The 15,772-nt window shown below is 73.5% G+C and carries 14 protein-coding genes; 6 read left to right on the top strand and 8 right to left on the bottom strand.

Annotated elements, in window-relative coordinates; genetic code table 11:
- Positions 1 to 319: 319 nt before the first annotated feature.
- The gene (locus tag AC3IX6_RS31895; RefSeq protein WP_489366766.1) at positions 320 to 1,114 is read left to right on the top strand and encodes a polyprenol monophosphomannose synthase; all 795 of its coding nucleotides are present in this window, start codon (positions 320 to 322) and stop codon (positions 1,112 to 1,114) included.
- Positions 1,115 to 1,229: 115 nt separating this feature from the next.
- Positions 1,230 to 1,823 carry an FxsA family membrane protein gene (gene fxsA, locus AC3IX6_RS31900; RefSeq protein ID WP_489366767.1) on the top strand — a complete coding sequence of 198 codons (594 nt, stop codon included), beginning with the start codon at positions 1,230 to 1,232 and terminating at the stop codon, positions 1,821 to 1,823.
- Between the two features lie 147 nt (positions 1,824 to 1,970).
- Here fxsA and AC3IX6_RS31905 read toward each other — a convergent pair whose 3' ends face one another.
- From AC3IX6_RS31905 to AC3IX6_RS31915, 3 genes are all read right to left on the bottom strand, one after another.
- Positions 1,971 to 2,345, bottom strand: coding sequence for an RNA polymerase-binding protein RbpA (locus AC3IX6_RS31905; protein ID WP_007262928.1), 375 nt, complete (start codon positions 2,343 to 2,345; stop codon positions 1,971 to 1,973).
- 320 nt (positions 2,346 to 2,665) lie between these two features.
- Entirely contained in the window at positions 2,666 to 4,048 is a 1,383-nt protein-coding gene (locus AC3IX6_RS31910; protein WP_489366768.1) for an MFS transporter, read from the bottom strand.
- Between the two features lie 68 nt (positions 4,049 to 4,116).
- On the bottom strand, positions 4,117 to 4,887 hold the full coding sequence (locus AC3IX6_RS31915) for a glycerophosphodiester phosphodiesterase family protein (RefSeq protein WP_489366769.1): 771 nt from the start codon (positions 4,885 to 4,887) through the stop codon (positions 4,117 to 4,119).
- A 213-nt stretch (positions 4,888 to 5,100) separates the two neighbouring features.
- On the opposite strand from AC3IX6_RS31915, the gene AC3IX6_RS31920 reads away from it, so the two are divergent.
- Positions 5,101 to 6,603 (top strand): SCO1417 family PLP biosynthesis transcription factor, encoded by a 1,503-nt coding sequence (locus AC3IX6_RS31920; RefSeq protein ID WP_489366770.1) that lies wholly within the window; start codon positions 5,101 to 5,103, stop codon positions 6,601 to 6,603.
- Positions 6,604 to 6,630: 27 nt separating this feature from the next.
- Here AC3IX6_RS31920 and AC3IX6_RS31925 read toward each other — a convergent pair whose 3' ends face one another.
- On the bottom strand, positions 6,631 to 8,268 hold the full coding sequence (locus tag AC3IX6_RS31925; RefSeq protein WP_489366771.1) for a P-loop NTPase family protein: 1,638 nt from the start codon (positions 8,266 to 8,268) through the stop codon (positions 6,631 to 6,633).
- 50 nt (positions 8,269 to 8,318) lie between these two features.
- Complete coding sequence (locus tag AC3IX6_RS31930; protein WP_007262923.1) at positions 8,319 to 8,513, bottom strand: hypothetical protein; 195 nt, start codon at positions 8,511 to 8,513, stop codon at positions 8,319 to 8,321.
- A 280-nt stretch (positions 8,514 to 8,793) separates the two neighbouring features.
- Between AC3IX6_RS31930 and AC3IX6_RS31935 the strand changes: the two genes are divergently transcribed.
- Both AC3IX6_RS31935 and AC3IX6_RS31940 read left to right on the top strand, forming a co-directional pair.
- The gene (locus AC3IX6_RS31935; protein ID WP_489366772.1) at positions 8,794 to 9,246 is read left to right on the top strand and encodes an ankyrin repeat domain-containing protein; all 453 of its coding nucleotides are present in this window, start codon (positions 8,794 to 8,796) and stop codon (positions 9,244 to 9,246) included.
- Positions 9,247 to 9,590: 344 nt separating this feature from the next.
- Complete coding sequence (locus AC3IX6_RS31940; protein ID WP_489366773.1) at positions 9,591 to 10,997, top strand: HEAT repeat domain-containing protein; 1,407 nt, start codon at positions 9,591 to 9,593, stop codon at positions 10,995 to 10,997.
- 344 nt (positions 10,998 to 11,341) lie between these two features.
- Here AC3IX6_RS31940 and AC3IX6_RS31945 read toward each other — a convergent pair whose 3' ends face one another.
- From AC3IX6_RS31945 to AC3IX6_RS31955, 3 genes are read right to left on the bottom strand one after another with little or no spacing between them, the layout of a single operon-like run.
- On the bottom strand, positions 11,342 to 12,205 hold the full coding sequence (locus AC3IX6_RS31945) for a 5-oxoprolinase subunit C family protein (RefSeq protein WP_489366774.1): 864 nt from the start codon (positions 12,203 to 12,205) through the stop codon (positions 11,342 to 11,344).
- Positions 12,202 to 12,834 carry a 5-oxoprolinase subunit B family protein gene (locus tag AC3IX6_RS31950; RefSeq protein WP_489366775.1) on the bottom strand — a complete coding sequence of 211 codons (633 nt, stop codon included), beginning with the start codon at positions 12,832 to 12,834 and terminating at the stop codon, positions 12,202 to 12,204. The genes AC3IX6_RS31945 and AC3IX6_RS31950 overlap by 4 nt, the downstream gene beginning before the upstream one ends.
- Positions 12,831 to 13,646, bottom strand: coding sequence for a LamB/YcsF family protein (locus AC3IX6_RS31955; RefSeq protein WP_489371621.1), 816 nt, complete (start codon positions 13,644 to 13,646; stop codon positions 12,831 to 12,833). The genes AC3IX6_RS31950 and AC3IX6_RS31955 overlap by 4 nt, the downstream gene beginning before the upstream one ends.
- Positions 13,647 to 13,762: 116 nt before the next feature.
- On the opposite strand from AC3IX6_RS31955, the gene AC3IX6_RS31960 reads away from it, so the two are divergent.
- Entirely contained in the window at positions 13,763 to 15,268 is a 1,506-nt protein-coding gene (locus tag AC3IX6_RS31960; RefSeq protein WP_489366776.1) for a hypothetical protein, read from the top strand.
- Positions 15,269 to 15,772 lie beyond the last annotated feature (504 nt).

Consider the following 15,772-nt stretch of genomic DNA (forward strand, 5'->3'; position numbering starts at 1 on the left):
GGTGAGGGCGGCCGGACCCGGATAGGTTCGGCCGGGTCCACCACCGGACGTCCGAACCGGACGGAGCCGATCGCTCAGCCGCGCCCGCGCCTCGGGGGCGAGGGAAGGTTTCGCCGCAAGGGTGTCCCCCCTGCTCCGCAGGAGACTTGGGGGCGGGTGGCCTCAGATCGGGGCCCTGCGGTCCAGTAGACAACGGTCAGGCGGCTCGCAGCCAGCGGGAGCCGGTCCGGCCCGAAGGACCGCGGGCCCCGATCGCTGTTCTAAAATCATCCTCTGCGACACGACGTACAGGATGTACGAGAACGCAAAAGGGGAATCAGTGAGCGACGGCGGACAGCGAAGCTACGGACCGCTCGGCACGGCCTTGGTGATCATTCCGACCTACAACGAGGCGGAGAACATCGGGCTGATCGTCGGCCGCGTCCGCGCGGCTGTACCCGGGGCCCACGTCCTGGTCGCCGACGACAACAGTCCGGACGGCACCGGAAAGCTCGCCGACGAGCTGGCGGGCGCGGACGACCAGGTCCACGTCCTGCACCGCAAGGGCAAGGAAGGCCTCGGGGCCGCCTACCTGGCCGGCTTCTCGTGGGGTCTGGAGAACGGCTACGGCGTCATCATCGAGATGGACGCCGACGGCTCCCACCAGCCCGAGGAGCTGCCCAGGCTGCTCACCGCGCTGGAGGGCGCCGACCTGGTGCTGGGCTCCCGCTGGGTGCCGGGCGGCCGGGTCGTCAACTGGCCCAAGAGCCGCGAGTTCCTCTCCCGGGGCGGGTCCACCTACTCCCGGCTGATGCTGGGCGTCCCGATCCGCGACGTCACCGGCGGCTACCGTGCCTTCCGCCGCGAGACCCTCGAAGGGCTGGGCCTGGCCGACGTGGCCTCCGCCGGCTACTGCTTCCAGGTCGACCTGGCCCGCAGGGCCGTGCAGAAGGGCTTCCGCGTCGTCGAGGTGCCCATCACCTTCGTCGAGCGCGAGTTCGGCGACAGCAAGATGAGCAAGGACATCGTGGTGGAGGCCCTCTGGAGGGTCACCCAGTGGGGTCTGAAGGAGCACGCCGGCAAGCTCTCGGACAAGGTGTCGGACAAGCTGACGGCCAAGGCCCGGAACAAGTAGCCCGCGCCGGGCCGGGAGAAAGAGCCCGCAGCGGGGCGGGGCCGGGACACCCCTAGGGGATGTCCGGTACCTCCGGCTGAGGACGTCTTTACCCCGGCCCAGGCACACTGGGGGTATGACGACCGGAGTTCCGACCTCTACGGCCCCCCGGCGGCGTTCGCCCGCCCGTACGTACCTTCCCCTGGCCATCGCGGCCTGGCTGATCCTGGAGATCTGGCTGCTCGGCCAGGTCGCCGGACTGATCGGCGGCGGCGGTGTCGCCCTGCTGCTCGCGGGCGGCCTGGTGCTCGGTGCGGTGGTCATCAAGCGGGCCGGGCGCCGTGCCTTCAAGAACCTGACGGACACCTTCCAGCAGGCCCAGGAGGGCCGTCAGCCGACTCCGCCGCAGCCCGGCAAGCCCGGCACGGGCAACGGCCTGACCATGCTGGCCGGCCTGCTCCTGATGATGCCCGGCCTGATCTCGGACGCGGCCGGCCTGCTGCTCCTGCTCCCGCCCGTCCGCGCCCTGATCGGCCGCCGGGCCGCCCGCTCCCTGGAGCGCAAGATGGCCTCCGCGCCGGCCGGTTCCTTCGGCGACGCCTTCCAGCAGGCCCGCATCCACTACCCGGACGGCAAGGTCGTCCCGGGTGAGGTCATCCACGGCGAGGTCATCCGCGAGGACGGCCCGCAGCGGCCCGACACCGGCCACCGCCCGCCGCTGACCCCCTGACCGGGGCGGTACGCGGAGGGCACGGAGCACACGGAGCACACGAAGAAAGCCGAGGGGCCCCACCACACAGTGTGTGGTGGGGCCCCTCGGCTTGGTGCTGTCTTACGGTGCTGCGGGTGCTGCTTGCCGCTGTGTGGCGTCCGGCTGTCAGGCGGACTTGCGGCTGTCGCGCGGATGCACGGCAATGTTCATGGCGCCGGAACGAAGGACCGCGAGCCTCTCGGCCAGCACTTCCTCCAGCTCCTCGCGGGTGCGCCGCTCCATGAGCATGTCCCAGTGCGTTCGCGCAGGCTTGCCCTTCTTCTCTTCGGGCCCATCCCCGTCAACCAGGAGTGCCATGGCGCCACACGCCTTGCACTCCCACTCCGGCGGAATTTCTGCCTCAACCGAGAACGGCATCTCAAATCGATGTCCGTTCTGGCATGCGTACTCCACCGCCTGGCGCGGGGCCAGATCGATGCCGCGGTCCGTCTCGTAGCTGGTAACCACGAGCCGCGTACCGCGGAGAGCTCGCTCACTCATGAATCGTGCCTCCCGGGCTTGTCGCCCACAGGACAGGTGTCGCTGTCGTCGTCATCCGGTCAACGTCCGGTCGGCGGTATAGATTCCCGCTCCGGGTCATGCGTCGCCCGTCGTACCGCCCCTTGTTGTACCCACCAGTGCCCGTTTTGTCACATCTGGCAGCAGATGTCACCCAACGTCTTCACTTCATAAGCACGCAGTAACGGTCCGCCTGGCAGGCCAAAGGCGTACACTACCGGCCCTTAGCTTGAACGTCGAAATTCGTTCCGAATTCGCGCGGCTGTGACCCCTCGGATCCGTCGGATGCGGCGGATCCCCGGTCAGATCCGCTCGGGTACAGGATTCCCCGCCGCCTCCACCGCGCGCCGCACCGGCACTCGGGCGAGCAGCACGAAACCCAGTGCGAAGAAGACCACCAACGAGATGATCGCGTCCCGGTAGCTGCCCGTGACCTGGTACGTGAGCCCGAAAACCAGCGGGCCCACCCAGCTCAGCCCCCGGTCGCTCATCTCGTACGCCGAGAAGTACTCGGCCTCCTTGCCCGCCGGAACCAGGTGCGAGAACAGCGAGCGCGACAGCGCCTGACTGCCGCCGAGCACCAGTCCGATCATCGCGGCGAGTGCGAAGAACCACACCGGGGTCCGGGCCGGCAGGAAGTATCCGGCGGCCAGCGTCAGGCCCCAGGCGGCCAGCGATCCGAGGATCGTCCGCTTGGCGCCGTACCGGAGGGCCAGCCGGCCCATCCCCAGCGCACCGGCCACCGCGAGGACCTGCACGAGCAGGATCGCTCCGATGAGGGTGGACTGCTCCAGCTTCAGCTCCTCCGACCCGTAGATCGAGGCCTGGGAGATCACCGTCTGCACGCCGTCGTTGTAGATCAGGTACGCCAGCAGGAACGACAGGGTCAGCGGGTAGCGCCGCATGTCCTTCAGGGTGGCGATGAGCTGCTTCCAGCCGCTGACGGCCGGGGCCGTGCCCGGCTCCCGGACCACGGCGCGGTCCCGCAGCCGGCGCAGCGGGATCAGCGCGAAGGCCCCCCACCACAGGCCTCCGGAGGCCAGGCAGATGCGGATCGCCATGCCTTCGGTGAGGCCGAAGGAGTCGTGTCCCATGTAGAGCACCAGGTTCATCACGAGCATCAGCGAGCCCGCGGTGTACCCGAAGGCCCAGCCGCGCGAGGAGACCGTGTCCCGCTCGTCCGGCGTGGAGATCTGGGGCAGATAGGCGTTGTACAGCACCATCGAGACCGACAGCGAGGCGTTCGCGATGATCAGGAGCAGTCCGCCCAGCAGGTAGCGCTCGCCGGCCAGGAAGAACATGCCGGCCGTCGCCGCGGCCCCCGTGTACGCGGCCACGGCCAGCAGCGGCTTCTTGCGGCCGGTCCGGTCCGCGACCGCCCCCGCCAGCGGCATGAGCAGCACGGCCAGGATCACCGAGGCGGACACCGTGTAGGCGAAGAACGAACCGGCCCGCACCGGGATGCCCAGCGGATGCACGAAGCCCTCGGCGTCGGCCGCGGCCTTGGCGATCGAGGTGAGGTACGGGCCGAGGAACACGGTGAGCACGCTCGCCGAGTACACGGACACCGCGAAGTCGTAGAAGTACCAGCCGCGCTGCTCGCGCTTGCGCGCGGCCGTCGCCGCCGCGGCGGCTCTGCCGTCCTCGGCCCCCGGTTCCGCCTCGTCCGTCGTCTGCGCACTCATTGGTGCCCCCTCGCTGGTCCCCGTACCGCTGCGGCCGCCGCCACCGGGCGCGCAGCCGAACGGGCCGGTCAGGCCCAGGCTCCGCGCCGGTCCAGCACCGTGCGCAAGATGTCGATCCGGTCGGTCATGATGCCATCGACTCCCAGGTCCAGGAGAGCCTCCATGCGTTCCGGTTCGTTCACGGTCCACACGTGCACCTGGAGCCCCCGCTCGTGGGCCGTCCGCACGAACCTGCGGTCCACCACGCGGATGCCCGCCTGGGTCTCCGGCACCTGCGCCGCCACCGCGCCCGCGCGCAGCGCGGCCGGGATCGCGTACGACCGCAGCCGCAGTCCGAAGACCCCGGCCACCCCGTACGAGGTCGCCAGCCGGGGCCCGGCGATCTTCTGGGCCCGGGCGACCCGGCGCTCGGAGAAGGAGCCCACGCACACCCGGTCCCAGGCCCCGGTCCGCGCGATCAGGCCGACCAGCGGGTGCACGGCGGACTCGTCCTTGATGTCCACGTTCCACCGGGCGTCGGGGAACTCCTCCAGCAGGTCCTCGAAGAGCGCGAGGGGCTCGCTGCCGCCGGCCCGGACCTCGCGGAGCCGGCTCCACGGCAGCTCGCGGATGCGCCCCTGCCCGTCGGTGACCCGGTCCAGGGTGGCGTCGTGGAAGGCGACCAGTTTGCCGTCGGCACTGGCGTGCACATCGGTCTCGAAGTACCGGTAGCCCGCGGCGGCGGCCCGCCGGAAGGCGGCGGCGGTGTTCTCCAGACCGTCCGCGGCCCCGCCGCGGTGCGCGAAGGGGATCGGACCCGGATGGTCGAGATAGGGGTGGGGGAGGCGTACGTGCGTCACCGCGGCAGTATGCCCCCTGACCGCGCCGGGCCGGGAGCGCCCCCGTGTCCGGCCGGTGAACGCCCTCCCCCGCCCCTGGGTCCCTTGTGTCGCATTGGCCCCCCCGGACCCGGGCTCGTGCCGCTCCCGTGGCACTCTGGACCCCAAGGAACGATCCAATGTCGCGCCTCAGGGGCCGACAGGGGCCAATTCAGCGAAGGTGGACCGGAACACATGGCGCAGTGGACCTCGGCCGTCGGTGCCGCACAGCTCGGCCGGCTCATCACCTCCCAGCAGGGCCGTGCCGCCGCGCCCGGCGGGCGCAAGCTGCCCGCGTACCGCACGCTCGCCGACGGCATCCGCCTGCTCGTCCTCGAAGGCCGCATCCCGGTCGCCGCCCGGCTCCCCGCCGAGCGGGAGCTGGCCGTGGCCCTCTCCGTCAGCCGCACCACCGTCGCCGCCGCCTACGAGGCCCTGCGCGGCGAGGGGTTCCTCGAATCCCGCCGGGGCGCGGGCAGCTGGACCTCGGTGCCCGCCGGCAACCCGATGCCGGCCCGCGGCCTGGAACCGCTGCCCCCCGAGTCCCTCGGCTCGATGATCGACCTCGGCTGCGCCGCCCTCCCGGCCCCCGAGCCCTGGCTCACCAAGGCCGTCCAGGGCGCCCTGGAGGAACTCCCGCCGTACGCCCACACCCACGGGGACTACCCGGCCGGGCTGCCCGCGCTGCGCCGCATGCTCGCCGACCGCTACACCGAGCGCGGCATCCCGACCATGCCCGAGCAGATCATGGTCACCACGGGTGCGATGGGCGCCATCGACGCCATCTGCAGCCTGTTCGCGGGGCGCGGCGAGCGGATCGCCGTCGAATCCCCGTCCTACGCCAACATCCTCCAGCTCATGCGCGCCGCCGGGGTCCGCCTGGTGCCCGTCGCCATGGGGGAGGGACTGACCGGCTGGGACATGGACGTCTGGCGCCAGGTGCTCCGCGACTCCGCGCCCCGCCTCGCCTACGTGGTCGCCGACTTCCACAATCCGACCGGAGCCCTGGCCTCCGACGAACAGCGCCGCGCGTTGGTGGACGCGGCCCGTTCGGCCGGCACCGTCCTCGTCGCCGACGAGACCATGGTCGAGCTCCAGCTCGACCCGGCGCTGGAGATGCCCCGCCCCGTCTGCTCCTTCGACCCGGGCGGCTCCACCGTCATCACCGTCGGCTCCGCCAGCAAGGCCTTCTGGGCCGGCATGCGGATCGGCTGGGTCCGCGCGGCCCCCGACGTCATCCGCAGCCTCGTGGCCGCCCGCGCCTACGCCGACCTGGGCACGCCCGTGCTGGAACAGCTCGCGGTGGACTGGCTGATGCGCACCGGAGGCTGGGAGCAGGCCGTGGAGATCCGCCGCGACCAGGCCCGCGAGAACCGGGACGCACTGGTGGCGGCGGTCCGCCGGGAGCTGCCCGACTGGGAGTTCCGGGTCCCGCTCGGCGGCCTGACCCTGTGGGCCCGCGCGGGCGGGCTCTCCGGCTCCCGGCTCGCCGAGGTGGGGGAGCGGGTGGGCGTACGGGTCCCCTCGGGGCCCCGCTTCGGTGTCGACGGGGCCTTCGAGGGGTACGTCCGGCTCCCCTTCACCGTCGGCGGCCCAGTGGCCGAGGAGGCCGCCGCCCGGCTGGCCGCCGCGGCCCGGCTGGTCGCCACCGGAGCGGGAGGCGGCGGGGCGGAGCCGCCGCGCACCTTCGTCGCGTAGGGCCGGACGGGAGTGTGACGACAGGCCCTACGGGGCGTCCGCCGGGACCTCGGGGATCTCCGAGGCGTCGATCGCCGGGCCCTGCGCCTGGGCGGGCGCCTGGACGATGTGCAGCGGCTTGCCCAGGGTGACGTGGTCCGGGACGGGCTTGGGCGGCGCCTGCCGCTCGGGCAGCAGGTCCAGTACGGCCTGCCGGTGTCCCGGGTGGGTGGCGTCGTCGTACGGGTCCGGGGTGGCCGGCACCTGGAGCCGGTGCACGGGACCGGCGCCGAGCCGGGCGTACCCGCGCCCCGGCGGCAGGACGGCCGTCGGCGTGGTGTGCGGGGGCAGTCCCAGTACGTCGGCGATCTGCTGGATCGTGGCGGCTCCGAGCACCGCCCGGGCCCTCGTGTGCTGCCAGACGGAGTCGTTCAGCAGCTCTAGGTGGTCGAACTGCTCGGCCACCACCACGGTGACGTGCGCGGCGCGCCCGTGCCGCAGCGGCACCTGGAGCTGCGCGATCGGGTCGGGGGCGCCCTCGGCGGTGGCCAGGTGGGCCAGCACGCTGGGCCGGTCGAGCAGGATCCACAGCGGCCGCCGGGTGTCCTCGGGGGCGGGCCGGCCGGCTTCGCGGGCCCGGTGGGTGGCGATCAGGCGCCGCTCGGTCTCGCGGGCGGCCCATTCCAGGGTGGCCAGCGCCCCGGTCGGCCCGCACTCCACGGCGAGCACGCCGGCGCGGCCGGAGAGGCAGGAGTACTCGCCGGTGCCGCCGCCCTCCACGATCAGTACCTCGCCCCCGTGCCGCAGGGCCTGCAGGGCGATGGAGCGCAGCAGCGTGGACGTACCGCTGCCGGGCTGGCCCACGGCCAGCAGATGGGGTTCGGCGGAGCGGGAGCCGGTGCGCCAGATGACCGGCGGCATGTCCCGGGGCTCGTCGCCGTCCAGTACGGGCAGGGTGCGCTGCACGCTGCCGGGGTCGGTGAAGCCGAGCACGGTCTCACCGGGGGAGGTGACGAAAGGCTGGGCGGCGATACCTGTCGGCAGCGCCGCCAGCACGCTCAGGTCGAGCTGGTTGCCCTCCTCGTCCCAGTCGAAGAGATACTCCCGTCCGCGCCCGGACTTGGCGTGCAGCAGTGCCTCGATCCGGGCCCGCGACGCGGCCTCGCCATCGGTGAAGTAGGCCGGGTAGCGGATGTGGAGCCGGGTGACGCGGCCCGCCTCGTCGAACTCGTAGCCGCTGAAGGCCTTGTCCCACTCCCCGCCGTGGGCGAAGAGGGGACTCGGGTCCTCCGGGATGGAGAAGTACGGCACGAGGGCTTCGTAGAGGGAGCCGAGCCGTTCGGTCTCGGCATCGCTGGGCCCGGTCTTCACCGGGGTGCGGTCGCGTCCCTGCCAGGCCGCCGCCGCCATGAGGGTGATCAGGGCGGTGAGGGGGCCGTAGGGGACGAGCGCGACCACGAGGACGCAGGCGGCACCCAGGAACAGCGCGGGACCACGCTTGTCCTTGGGGGTGTCGCACCATTTGCGGCGTCCGGCCGAGGCCAGGACGCGCAGACCGCGTCCGATGGTGAGGAGCGGATGGAGGACGTCCGTGGCGCTGTCGGCGGCCGTGCGAGCGAAGTCGCGGCCCCGGGTCAGCGACACGGTGCCGCTGCTGAGGATGCGGGGAAGTGGGCGCCGGGCCACGGGCGTCTCCTGGAGTTGTGGATGCTTCGGGTGGGTGCCGGGGCCGGGCGCTAGAGCTTGATCCCGCCGAGAAGGCTCGCGAGGCTCGCCGTGCTCGCCGTGATGCTGGGGGCGATGGCGGAGCCGGCGAGGAAGAAGCCGAAGAGCGCGCACACGAACGCGTGCGTCAGCTTCATGCCGTCCTTCTTGAAGAACAGGAAGCAGATGATGCCGAGCAGGACGACACCTGAGATGGACAGGACCATGAGTCAGTTCTCCTGGTGGGTGGGGACAGTCACCATCAGTTCTTCCAGGCTCACAGGAAGTATCAATGCGATAAAAGGTGCATACGGGTGAATCCAGCAATTTTTCACTTGACCGGCCCATCCCGGCTGGCGCGCCTGGCGGGTTGGGGGCACGGGGGCCGCAAGGTGATCATTGCCTCGGCCCGCGCCTCTCATGTGCAGGTCCGGGCGCTACTCTGACGCTTCACCCGTACGGACGCAGTGCCGTGCGCAGCCCTGCCCGTGAAAGGCGGTACGACCGATGACCGAGCACGTCGAGAACGGCTCCCAGGCCTCCCAGGACTCCCGGGCCTCCCAGGACTCTCCGGGCGTTCCCGACGAGGACGTCGTCGAGCTGGCCACCAAGATCTTCGACCTCGCCCGCAGGGGTGAGACCGAGACCCTCGCCGCGTACGTCGACGCGGGCGTCCCGGCGAACCTCACCAACGACCGCGGCGACACCCTCGTCATGCTCGCCGCCTACCACGGCCACGCCGAAGCCGTCACGGCCCTGCTGGCCCGCGGAGCCGAGGCCGACCGCGCCAACGACCGCGGCCAGACCCCGCTCGCCGGGGCCGTCTTCAAGGGCGAGGAGGCCGTCATCCGCGCACTGCTCGCCGGCGGAGCCGATCCGAACGCCGGAACGCCCTCCGCCGTGGACACGGCCCGCATGTTCGCCAAGGCCGACCTGCTGGAACTTTTCGGAGCCAAGTAGTCCGCTTTTGGCCGCTCCCTGGCCGGTTCTGGACTGGTCCAGACCTCACGGGTTGGTCACGGCGGCCTTAAATGTGGTCGCGGCGCACAAACCGCCTGGGTCATCATGGCGTCGGATTCGATTCGCGGACAGGACGGACGGGCAGGAGCGGGCAGGACACAACGGGTGTCCGACCCCCACTCCTGCCGGGGGACCGCCGCCCTGGCCGAGAAGCACCGACGAGAGTGAGAAGGCAATGGTCTACATCGAGCGGAACCTGACGGCGGACGTCCTCGCATGCTGTTACGCGGCCCTGTGAATTCCGATTCCCGGTTGCGTCCCCAGCTTGATTTGAGGCCATTCCCATGTTCGAACCAGTCATAGCGCCGAGCGGCACCCTGCTCGGTCTCCTCCAGCGCGGCCGCGGCGACGGCACGCTGCACGCACTCGCGGCGCCCAGGGCCGAGGCCCTCGCGGCGCTCAACCACTGCGTGGCCGGCGATCCGCGCCAGGACTGGCAGGTCGAGAACCGCTCCCTGTACTACGCACGCCTGTACCTGGATCTCGACGGCCCCCTGGGCGAGATCGAGGCCCACCTCTTCAGCGTCGACGACCTCGTCGACGAGGACGACCACCGCACGGGCCTCGCCCTGTCCGTCCTCGGACACCTGGCCTCGTACGGCCGCGACGACGCGCTCATGCTGCTGCGCCGCTACGCCGCCACGGGTGCCAACTGGGCCTGGGCCCTCGACGAGCTCGCCCTGCGCGACGACGACGAGGGGCTGCGCTCGCTGGCCGCCCCCGTCCTCGCCCGCTTCCCCGCCACCGCCGAGGGCGAGGCGCGGCTCGCCGCCGCCGTCCGCGACGCCTACGAGCCCAGGCCCTGGTGCCTGTGGGAAGAGGCCGCGGAACCCAACGCGTACGCCGAGCGGCTGCGCGCCGCCCGCCAGCAGGGCTCCTTCGACCGCTGGCAGCGCCAGCTCACCCCCCGCGGCCCCCAGCCCGGCTGGGGCGTCCAGGCCGTCTTCGACTGGGCCGCCGACGGACTGCGCCGGGGCACCCCCCTGCACGTCCCGGCCGCCCGCTGCCTCGCCGCCGTGGCCACCCCCGAGGACCGCTCCGCGATCCTGGCGGCCGCCGCCGGGGCGTCCGGAGAGGCCGCCCGCGCCACCGCGCTGCACCACCTGGTCCTCGCCGAGCCGGAGAACCCGGCCGTACTGGACCTCATCGAAGCCGCCGGCGACGAGCCGGCCGTAGCCGCCTACGAGCGCATGTGCGGCCCCGCCGCCGTCGAGCGGGCCCGGCGCTGGGCCCAGCGCCCCGACGCCCTGGGAACGGCCGCGGCGACCCTCCTGGCGGCCCGTGGCGGAGCCGAGGACGCCCCGCTCGTCCTCGGAGCCCTGCGTTCCACCGTCCGCGGCTCCGGCCCGGACTCGACGCCGCTGTTCACCCTGGTCGACGGAGCCGGCCGGCTCCGCATCGCCTGCGCGGCCCCCGTCCTGCGCCACATCTACCGCGAGACGGCCTCCTCCGCCCTCCGCGGCCGCGCCGCACGCGCCCTGGCCGCCACGGACCCCTCCTTCGCGGCGGGCTTCGCCGTCGAGTGCCTCTGGGACTGCGAGGAGACCACCCGGGAGGTGGCCGCCCGCCACGCCGAAACGGCCGACGCCCGAGTGGCCCCGCGCCTGCGCCGCCTGGCGGCCGACCCGGCGGAAGAGGAAGACGTCCAGTCGGCGGTCCGCAGCCGCATAACCCCGGAGTCGACGGTGTAACCCCACCCACAACCCGGGCGGGGCCGCCACCCACAACCCGGGCGGGGCCACCACCCACAACCCGGGCGGGGCCGCCGACCACCACCCCGGCGGGCTGGACCTTCCAGCCCGCCGGGGTGTGGTCTTTTCAGCCGTCCGGCGCTTGAGGACCGGGGTCTGGGGCGGAGCCCCAGGGTCTTCCAGCCCGTCCGGCGCTTGAGGACCGGGTCAGGGCGGAGCCCTGGGAACGGTGGAAGGGCGGGTAGGGGACTTCGCCCCGCGCAGCGGCAGCCGCACCCCGCGCACGGCCGGGCCCCGGCCCGCCACAGGGGCCGGCGGGAAGCATCCCGGGCACCCGGTCCCGGTCAGAGCCGAACGAACCGCACCGCAACCCCCGGCCCCACCTGCGCCACCGCATCAAGCGCGGAACCCCCCACAACCCCCACCACCGGATACCCCCCGGTCACGGGATGATCGGCAAGAAACACCACGGGCTGCCCATCAGGCGGCACCTGCACCGCCCCCAGCACCATCCCCTCACTCGGCAGCTCCCCACCCCGCGCCCGAACCAGCGCCGGCCCCTCCGTCCGCAGCCCGATGCGGTTCGAGGCGGCCGAGACCCGGTAGGTCGCCCGCAGCAGCCGCCCCGTCACCGACTCCGCCGTGAACCAGTCGGCCCGCGGCCCCAACCGCAGCGGAAGCACCAGTTCCGAGGGCGGACCCGGCGCCGCCGGGACATCCACCCCGGCCACCGGATCCGGACCCGGAGCGCCCACCGGCAGCAGCGCCCCCGCCACCAGGACCGGAGGCCCGAGGCCCGACAGCAGATCGGTCGAGCGACTGCCCAGCACCGGCTCGACCGCGAACCCTCCCCGCACCGCCACGTAGCCGCGCACCCCCGACTCCGCCCGGCCCACCTCCAGCTCCTCCCCGGCGCGCAGCAGAACAGGGGCGCCCCAGGCCACCGGGCGCCCGCAGACCCGTACCGCACACGGCGCCCCGGTCACCGCCACCGTCACAGGGCCGCCCACCGCCCGCAGCCCCACGCCGTCCAGGGTCGTCTCCAGGACGGCCGCCCCGGGCGGATTGCCCAGCAGCCGGTTCGCCAGCCCCCGCGCCCCCGTGTCGAGGGCCCCCGACCGGGGGACCCCGAGGTGGGCGTACCCGGGCCGCCCCAGGTCCTGGACGGTGGTCAGCGCGCCCGCCCGTACGACCTCCAGCCCCCTCACGCCGCGGCCCCCGCTCCGGCCGGAGCGAACCGCACCCGCACCCCCGGCGCGAACAGCGCGGCCGGCTCGCGCGCCGGGTCCCACAGCACCGCGTCGGTGGACCCGATCAGTTGCCAGCCGCCGGGGGAGGAGCGCGGGTAGACCCCCGCGTACTCGCCCGCGAGGGCCAGCGAGCCCGCCGGTACCGCCGTACGGGGCGTCGCGCGCCGGGGCAGGTGGAGGCGGGCGGGCAGGCCCGTCAGGTAGCCGAAGCCCGGGGCGAACCCGCAGAAGGCCACCCGGAAGGTGATCCCGCCGACGATGCCGGGCACCTCCTCGGGGGACACCTCCCACAGCGCGGCCACCTCCGCGAGGTCCGGGCCGTCGTAGCGCACCGCGACCGTCACCGGGGGCGGCCCGTCGGCCGGCGCGAGCGGGGAGACCCGCCAGCGGGCGATCCGGGCCGCGAGGGCGCGCGGCTCCCGCACCCCGTCCAGCAGGACGGTCCGGGCCGCCGGCACGATCTCCCGTACGCCGCCCAGCTCGCCCGCGTCCCGGCGGCGCAGCAGCTCCGCGTGGAGCGCGGCCACCTCCTCGGCGGAGTCCACCTCCAGCAGCAGCGCCCCGGCGCCTGCTTCCAGCGCCCTCACGCGAAGGCCTCCACCCGGACCCCGGCGCGGCCGAGCGCCCCGCGCACGCGCAGGGCCAGGTCCGCGGCGCCGGGGGTGTCCCCGTGCAGGCACAGGGAGCGGGCGGCCACCGGGATCCGGGAGCCGTCGGCGGCCGTCACCACGTGCCCGGCGGCCATGTCCACCGCGCGGGCCACCACCGCGTCCGGGTCGTGGACCACGGCGCCCGGCTCACCGCGCGGTACGAGGGTGCCCGCGGGGGTGTACGCACGGTCGGCGAAGGCCTCCGGGACGGCCGGCAGCCCGGCCCGCCCGGCGGCGGCGAGCAGCAGGGAACCGGGCAGCCCGAGCACCGGGAGCCCGCCGGGACCGGCCGCGAGCAGCACTCCCGCCACCACGGCGCCGGCCTGGTCCTCGTCGTGCACGGTGCGGTTGTACAGCGCGCCGTGCGGTTTCACGTAGGACACCCGGGACCCGGCCGCCCGCGCGAAGACCTCCAGCGCCCCGATCTGGTAGGCCACCTCGTCGGCCAGCTCACCGGCCGGCACGTCCATGGAGCGGCGGCCGAAGCCCGCCAGGTCCCGGTACGAGACCTGCGCGCCGATCCGCACTCCGCGCGCGGCCGCCAGCTCGCAGACGCGGCGCATGATGGACGGGTCGCCGGCGTGGAAGCCGCAGGCGACGTTGGCGCTCGTGACGACGGACAGCAGGGCCTCGTCGTCGGTCAGCGTCCACCGCCCGAAGCCTTCGCCGAGGTCGGCGTTGAGATCGATCACGGGGGTGCCCGCCGGAGTGTCCGCCGGGGTGTCCGCCGGGGTGTCCGGCGTGATCATGGAAGCCATGCGGTGAGCGTAGAACAGGCCGCGGACCCTCGCGGGCGGCCGGTCGGGAGGATCGGGCGAACCATCCCGTTTGGGATGTTGTCAGGGTCAGCGCCTAGTCTTTGCCCGTGACTTTCCCTGCCCCGGCGAAGACCCTTCCCTCCCCGGCGTCGGGCCCCGCCGCCGACGAGGGCCTGGCCCGGCGGCTGCGCGCGCTCGCCTGCACCGCCCCGCTCCACGACCTCGACGTGCGCAAGGCCAATCTGGCCGGCGAGTACGGGGTCTACGCGATGGCGGAGGTCGCGCTCGCCGCGATCGACCTGGTCACGCTCAACATGGACTTCGACACCGGCGCCGACCACGAGCAGATAGTGGCCCGCCTGCTGCCGCGCGTCGCCGCCCAGGCACCGGCGCGCCCGGCGGCCGAGCACGAGCGGGTGGCCCGCTGGGTGCTGGAGAACCTCATCAACGTCGGCAGCGTCGACCGCGGGTTCCGCGCGATCTACGGCACGTTCGGCCCCGACGGGGTGTACGTCCGCCGCGACTACGACTTCAAGCTGATCGAGGAAGTCCCGGGCTACGGCGGCGCGGTGTACCTGCGCACGACGGACGAGGCCGTCAACGTCCTGGTCGGCGCCCTCGACACGGACGTCACCAGCGCGCAGATCGCCGCCGAGGTCAAACTGGAGGTCCTGATCAGCCGGGGCCGGCTCGCCGACGCCCAACTCGCCGCCGAGCAGGCCCGCTACCGCACCGTCCAGTACGCCGAGACCCTGCGCCGCACGCTGGACGCGACCCGGCGCAACGTGCGGGCCGTGGACTGGCTGGTGACCGTCCCCGACATGATCGCCGAGGCCCTCGACCACGTCGCCGACCGCTACCGCCACGAGAACGCGATCCTGACCAACATCCGCAAGGCCCGCGACGAGGCGGAGGAGCCGGACAACAAGCGGCGCGCCGCCGAACTGGTCGACATCGTCAAGGACTGCATCCGCCGGCACACCCAGCTCCAGTCCCGGCTGCTGGACGCGGGCCCGCTCTTCCGCGCCGAACAGGACCGCCAGGCCTTCGCCGCCCCCGCGCCGCGCTCCGGGATCGACCTGTACGGACAGCTCGTCGCCCCCCTGCTGCCGCTCCCGGTCGCCCAGGCCATCCGGGTCACGGACGCCTTCTTCGCGTCGGGCGCGGGCCTGCGCACCCCCGTCTCGGTCCGCGTCGCGGACCTGGTGGAGATCCTCCTCACCCCGCCGGTGGAGCGTGAGCACCTGGGTCTGGAAATGCCGGAGCCGGACCTGATCGCCACCCCGGACGACAGCCGCTTCAGCGAGGAGCAGCTCGCCGCCGCGATGACACTCCTCGAACTCCCGCACAACGCCCCGCGCCGGCTGTCCGGCCTCCTGGCGGAGGCCCGCCGCTCCGACCCCGACCTGCCCTACCTGGTCGCCCTGCTGGCCGTCCACGCGGCGAGCCCGGCGGTGGGCACGGCGTACCGCCAGGGCGAGGAGCGGCTCCTCTTCGCGGTCGACGACGGCACGGAACTCCAAGACCCGGAATTCGGCGGCGCGGACCTCATCGTCGGCACCGCCCTCCTGGACGCGGCAGCCATGACGGCAGACCGCACGGAGGCGGCATGACCCCGCCCTGGCCCTGTCCGGGCGATGAACCATGCCGCCACGGAGCCGCCCCCTCCGGCCCTGCCCGCCGGGATGCCGCCCCCTGTGGAGCCGCCCGCTGGGGGACTGCCGTCTGTGGAGCCGCCTGCTGGGGGGCTGCCCTCTGTGGAGCCGCTCGATGGAGGACTGCCCGCTACGGAGTGGCCCCGTACGGACCGGCTTCCCACGGAGTGGCCCTTCACGGACCGGCCCTTCACGGACCGGCTCCCCACGGACCGGCTCCCCACGGAGCGGCTCTTCACGCACCGGCCCTGTGCGGACGGGCCTTGCAGGGGACGGCTCCGCGCGGACCGGCCTCGCAGGGAACGGCTCCGCGCGGACGGGCCTTGCAGGGGACGGCTCCGCGCGGACCGGCCTCGCAGGGAACGGATCCCCGCGGTGCGGGCCGCACGGAGGGGCACCGCTACGCGGCCACGCCCGGCGGGTCCGTTGCGCGGGGCGTCGGCCGTACGGTCCGGCCCGGTC

The sequence above is a fragment of the Streptomyces sp. GL_141 genome (assembly GCF_057834385.1).

Bases quoted from the DNA above. Each gene is read 5' to 3' on its own strand.
- AC3IX6_RS31920 (WP_489366770.1), top strand. From the start codon at position 5,101: ATGGCGCAGTGGACCTCGGCCGTCGGTGCCGCACAGCTCGGCCGGCTC.
- AC3IX6_RS31940 (WP_489366773.1), top strand. From the start codon at position 9,591: ATGTTCGAACCAGTCATAGCGCCGAGCGGCACCCTGCTCGGTCTCCTC.
- AC3IX6_RS31930 (WP_007262923.1), bottom strand. From the start codon at position 8,513: ATGGTCCTGTCCATCTCAGGTGTCGTCCTGCTCGGCATCATCTGCTTC.
- AC3IX6_RS31905 (WP_007262928.1), bottom strand. From the start codon at position 2,345: ATGAGTGAGCGAGCTCTCCGCGGTACGCGGCTCGTGGTTACCAGCTAC.
- AC3IX6_RS31955 (WP_489371621.1), bottom strand. From the start codon at position 13,646: ATGATCACGCCGGACACCCCGGCGGACACCCCGGCGGACACTCCGGCG.
- fxsA (WP_489366767.1), top strand. From the start codon at position 1,230: ATGACGACCGGAGTTCCGACCTCTACGGCCCCCCGGCGGCGTTCGCCC.
- AC3IX6_RS31910 (WP_489366768.1), bottom strand. From the start codon at position 4,048: ATGAGTGCGCAGACGACGGACGAGGCGGAACCGGGGGCCGAGGACGGC.
- AC3IX6_RS31935 (WP_489366772.1), top strand. From the start codon at position 8,794: ATGACCGAGCACGTCGAGAACGGCTCCCAGGCCTCCCAGGACTCCCGG.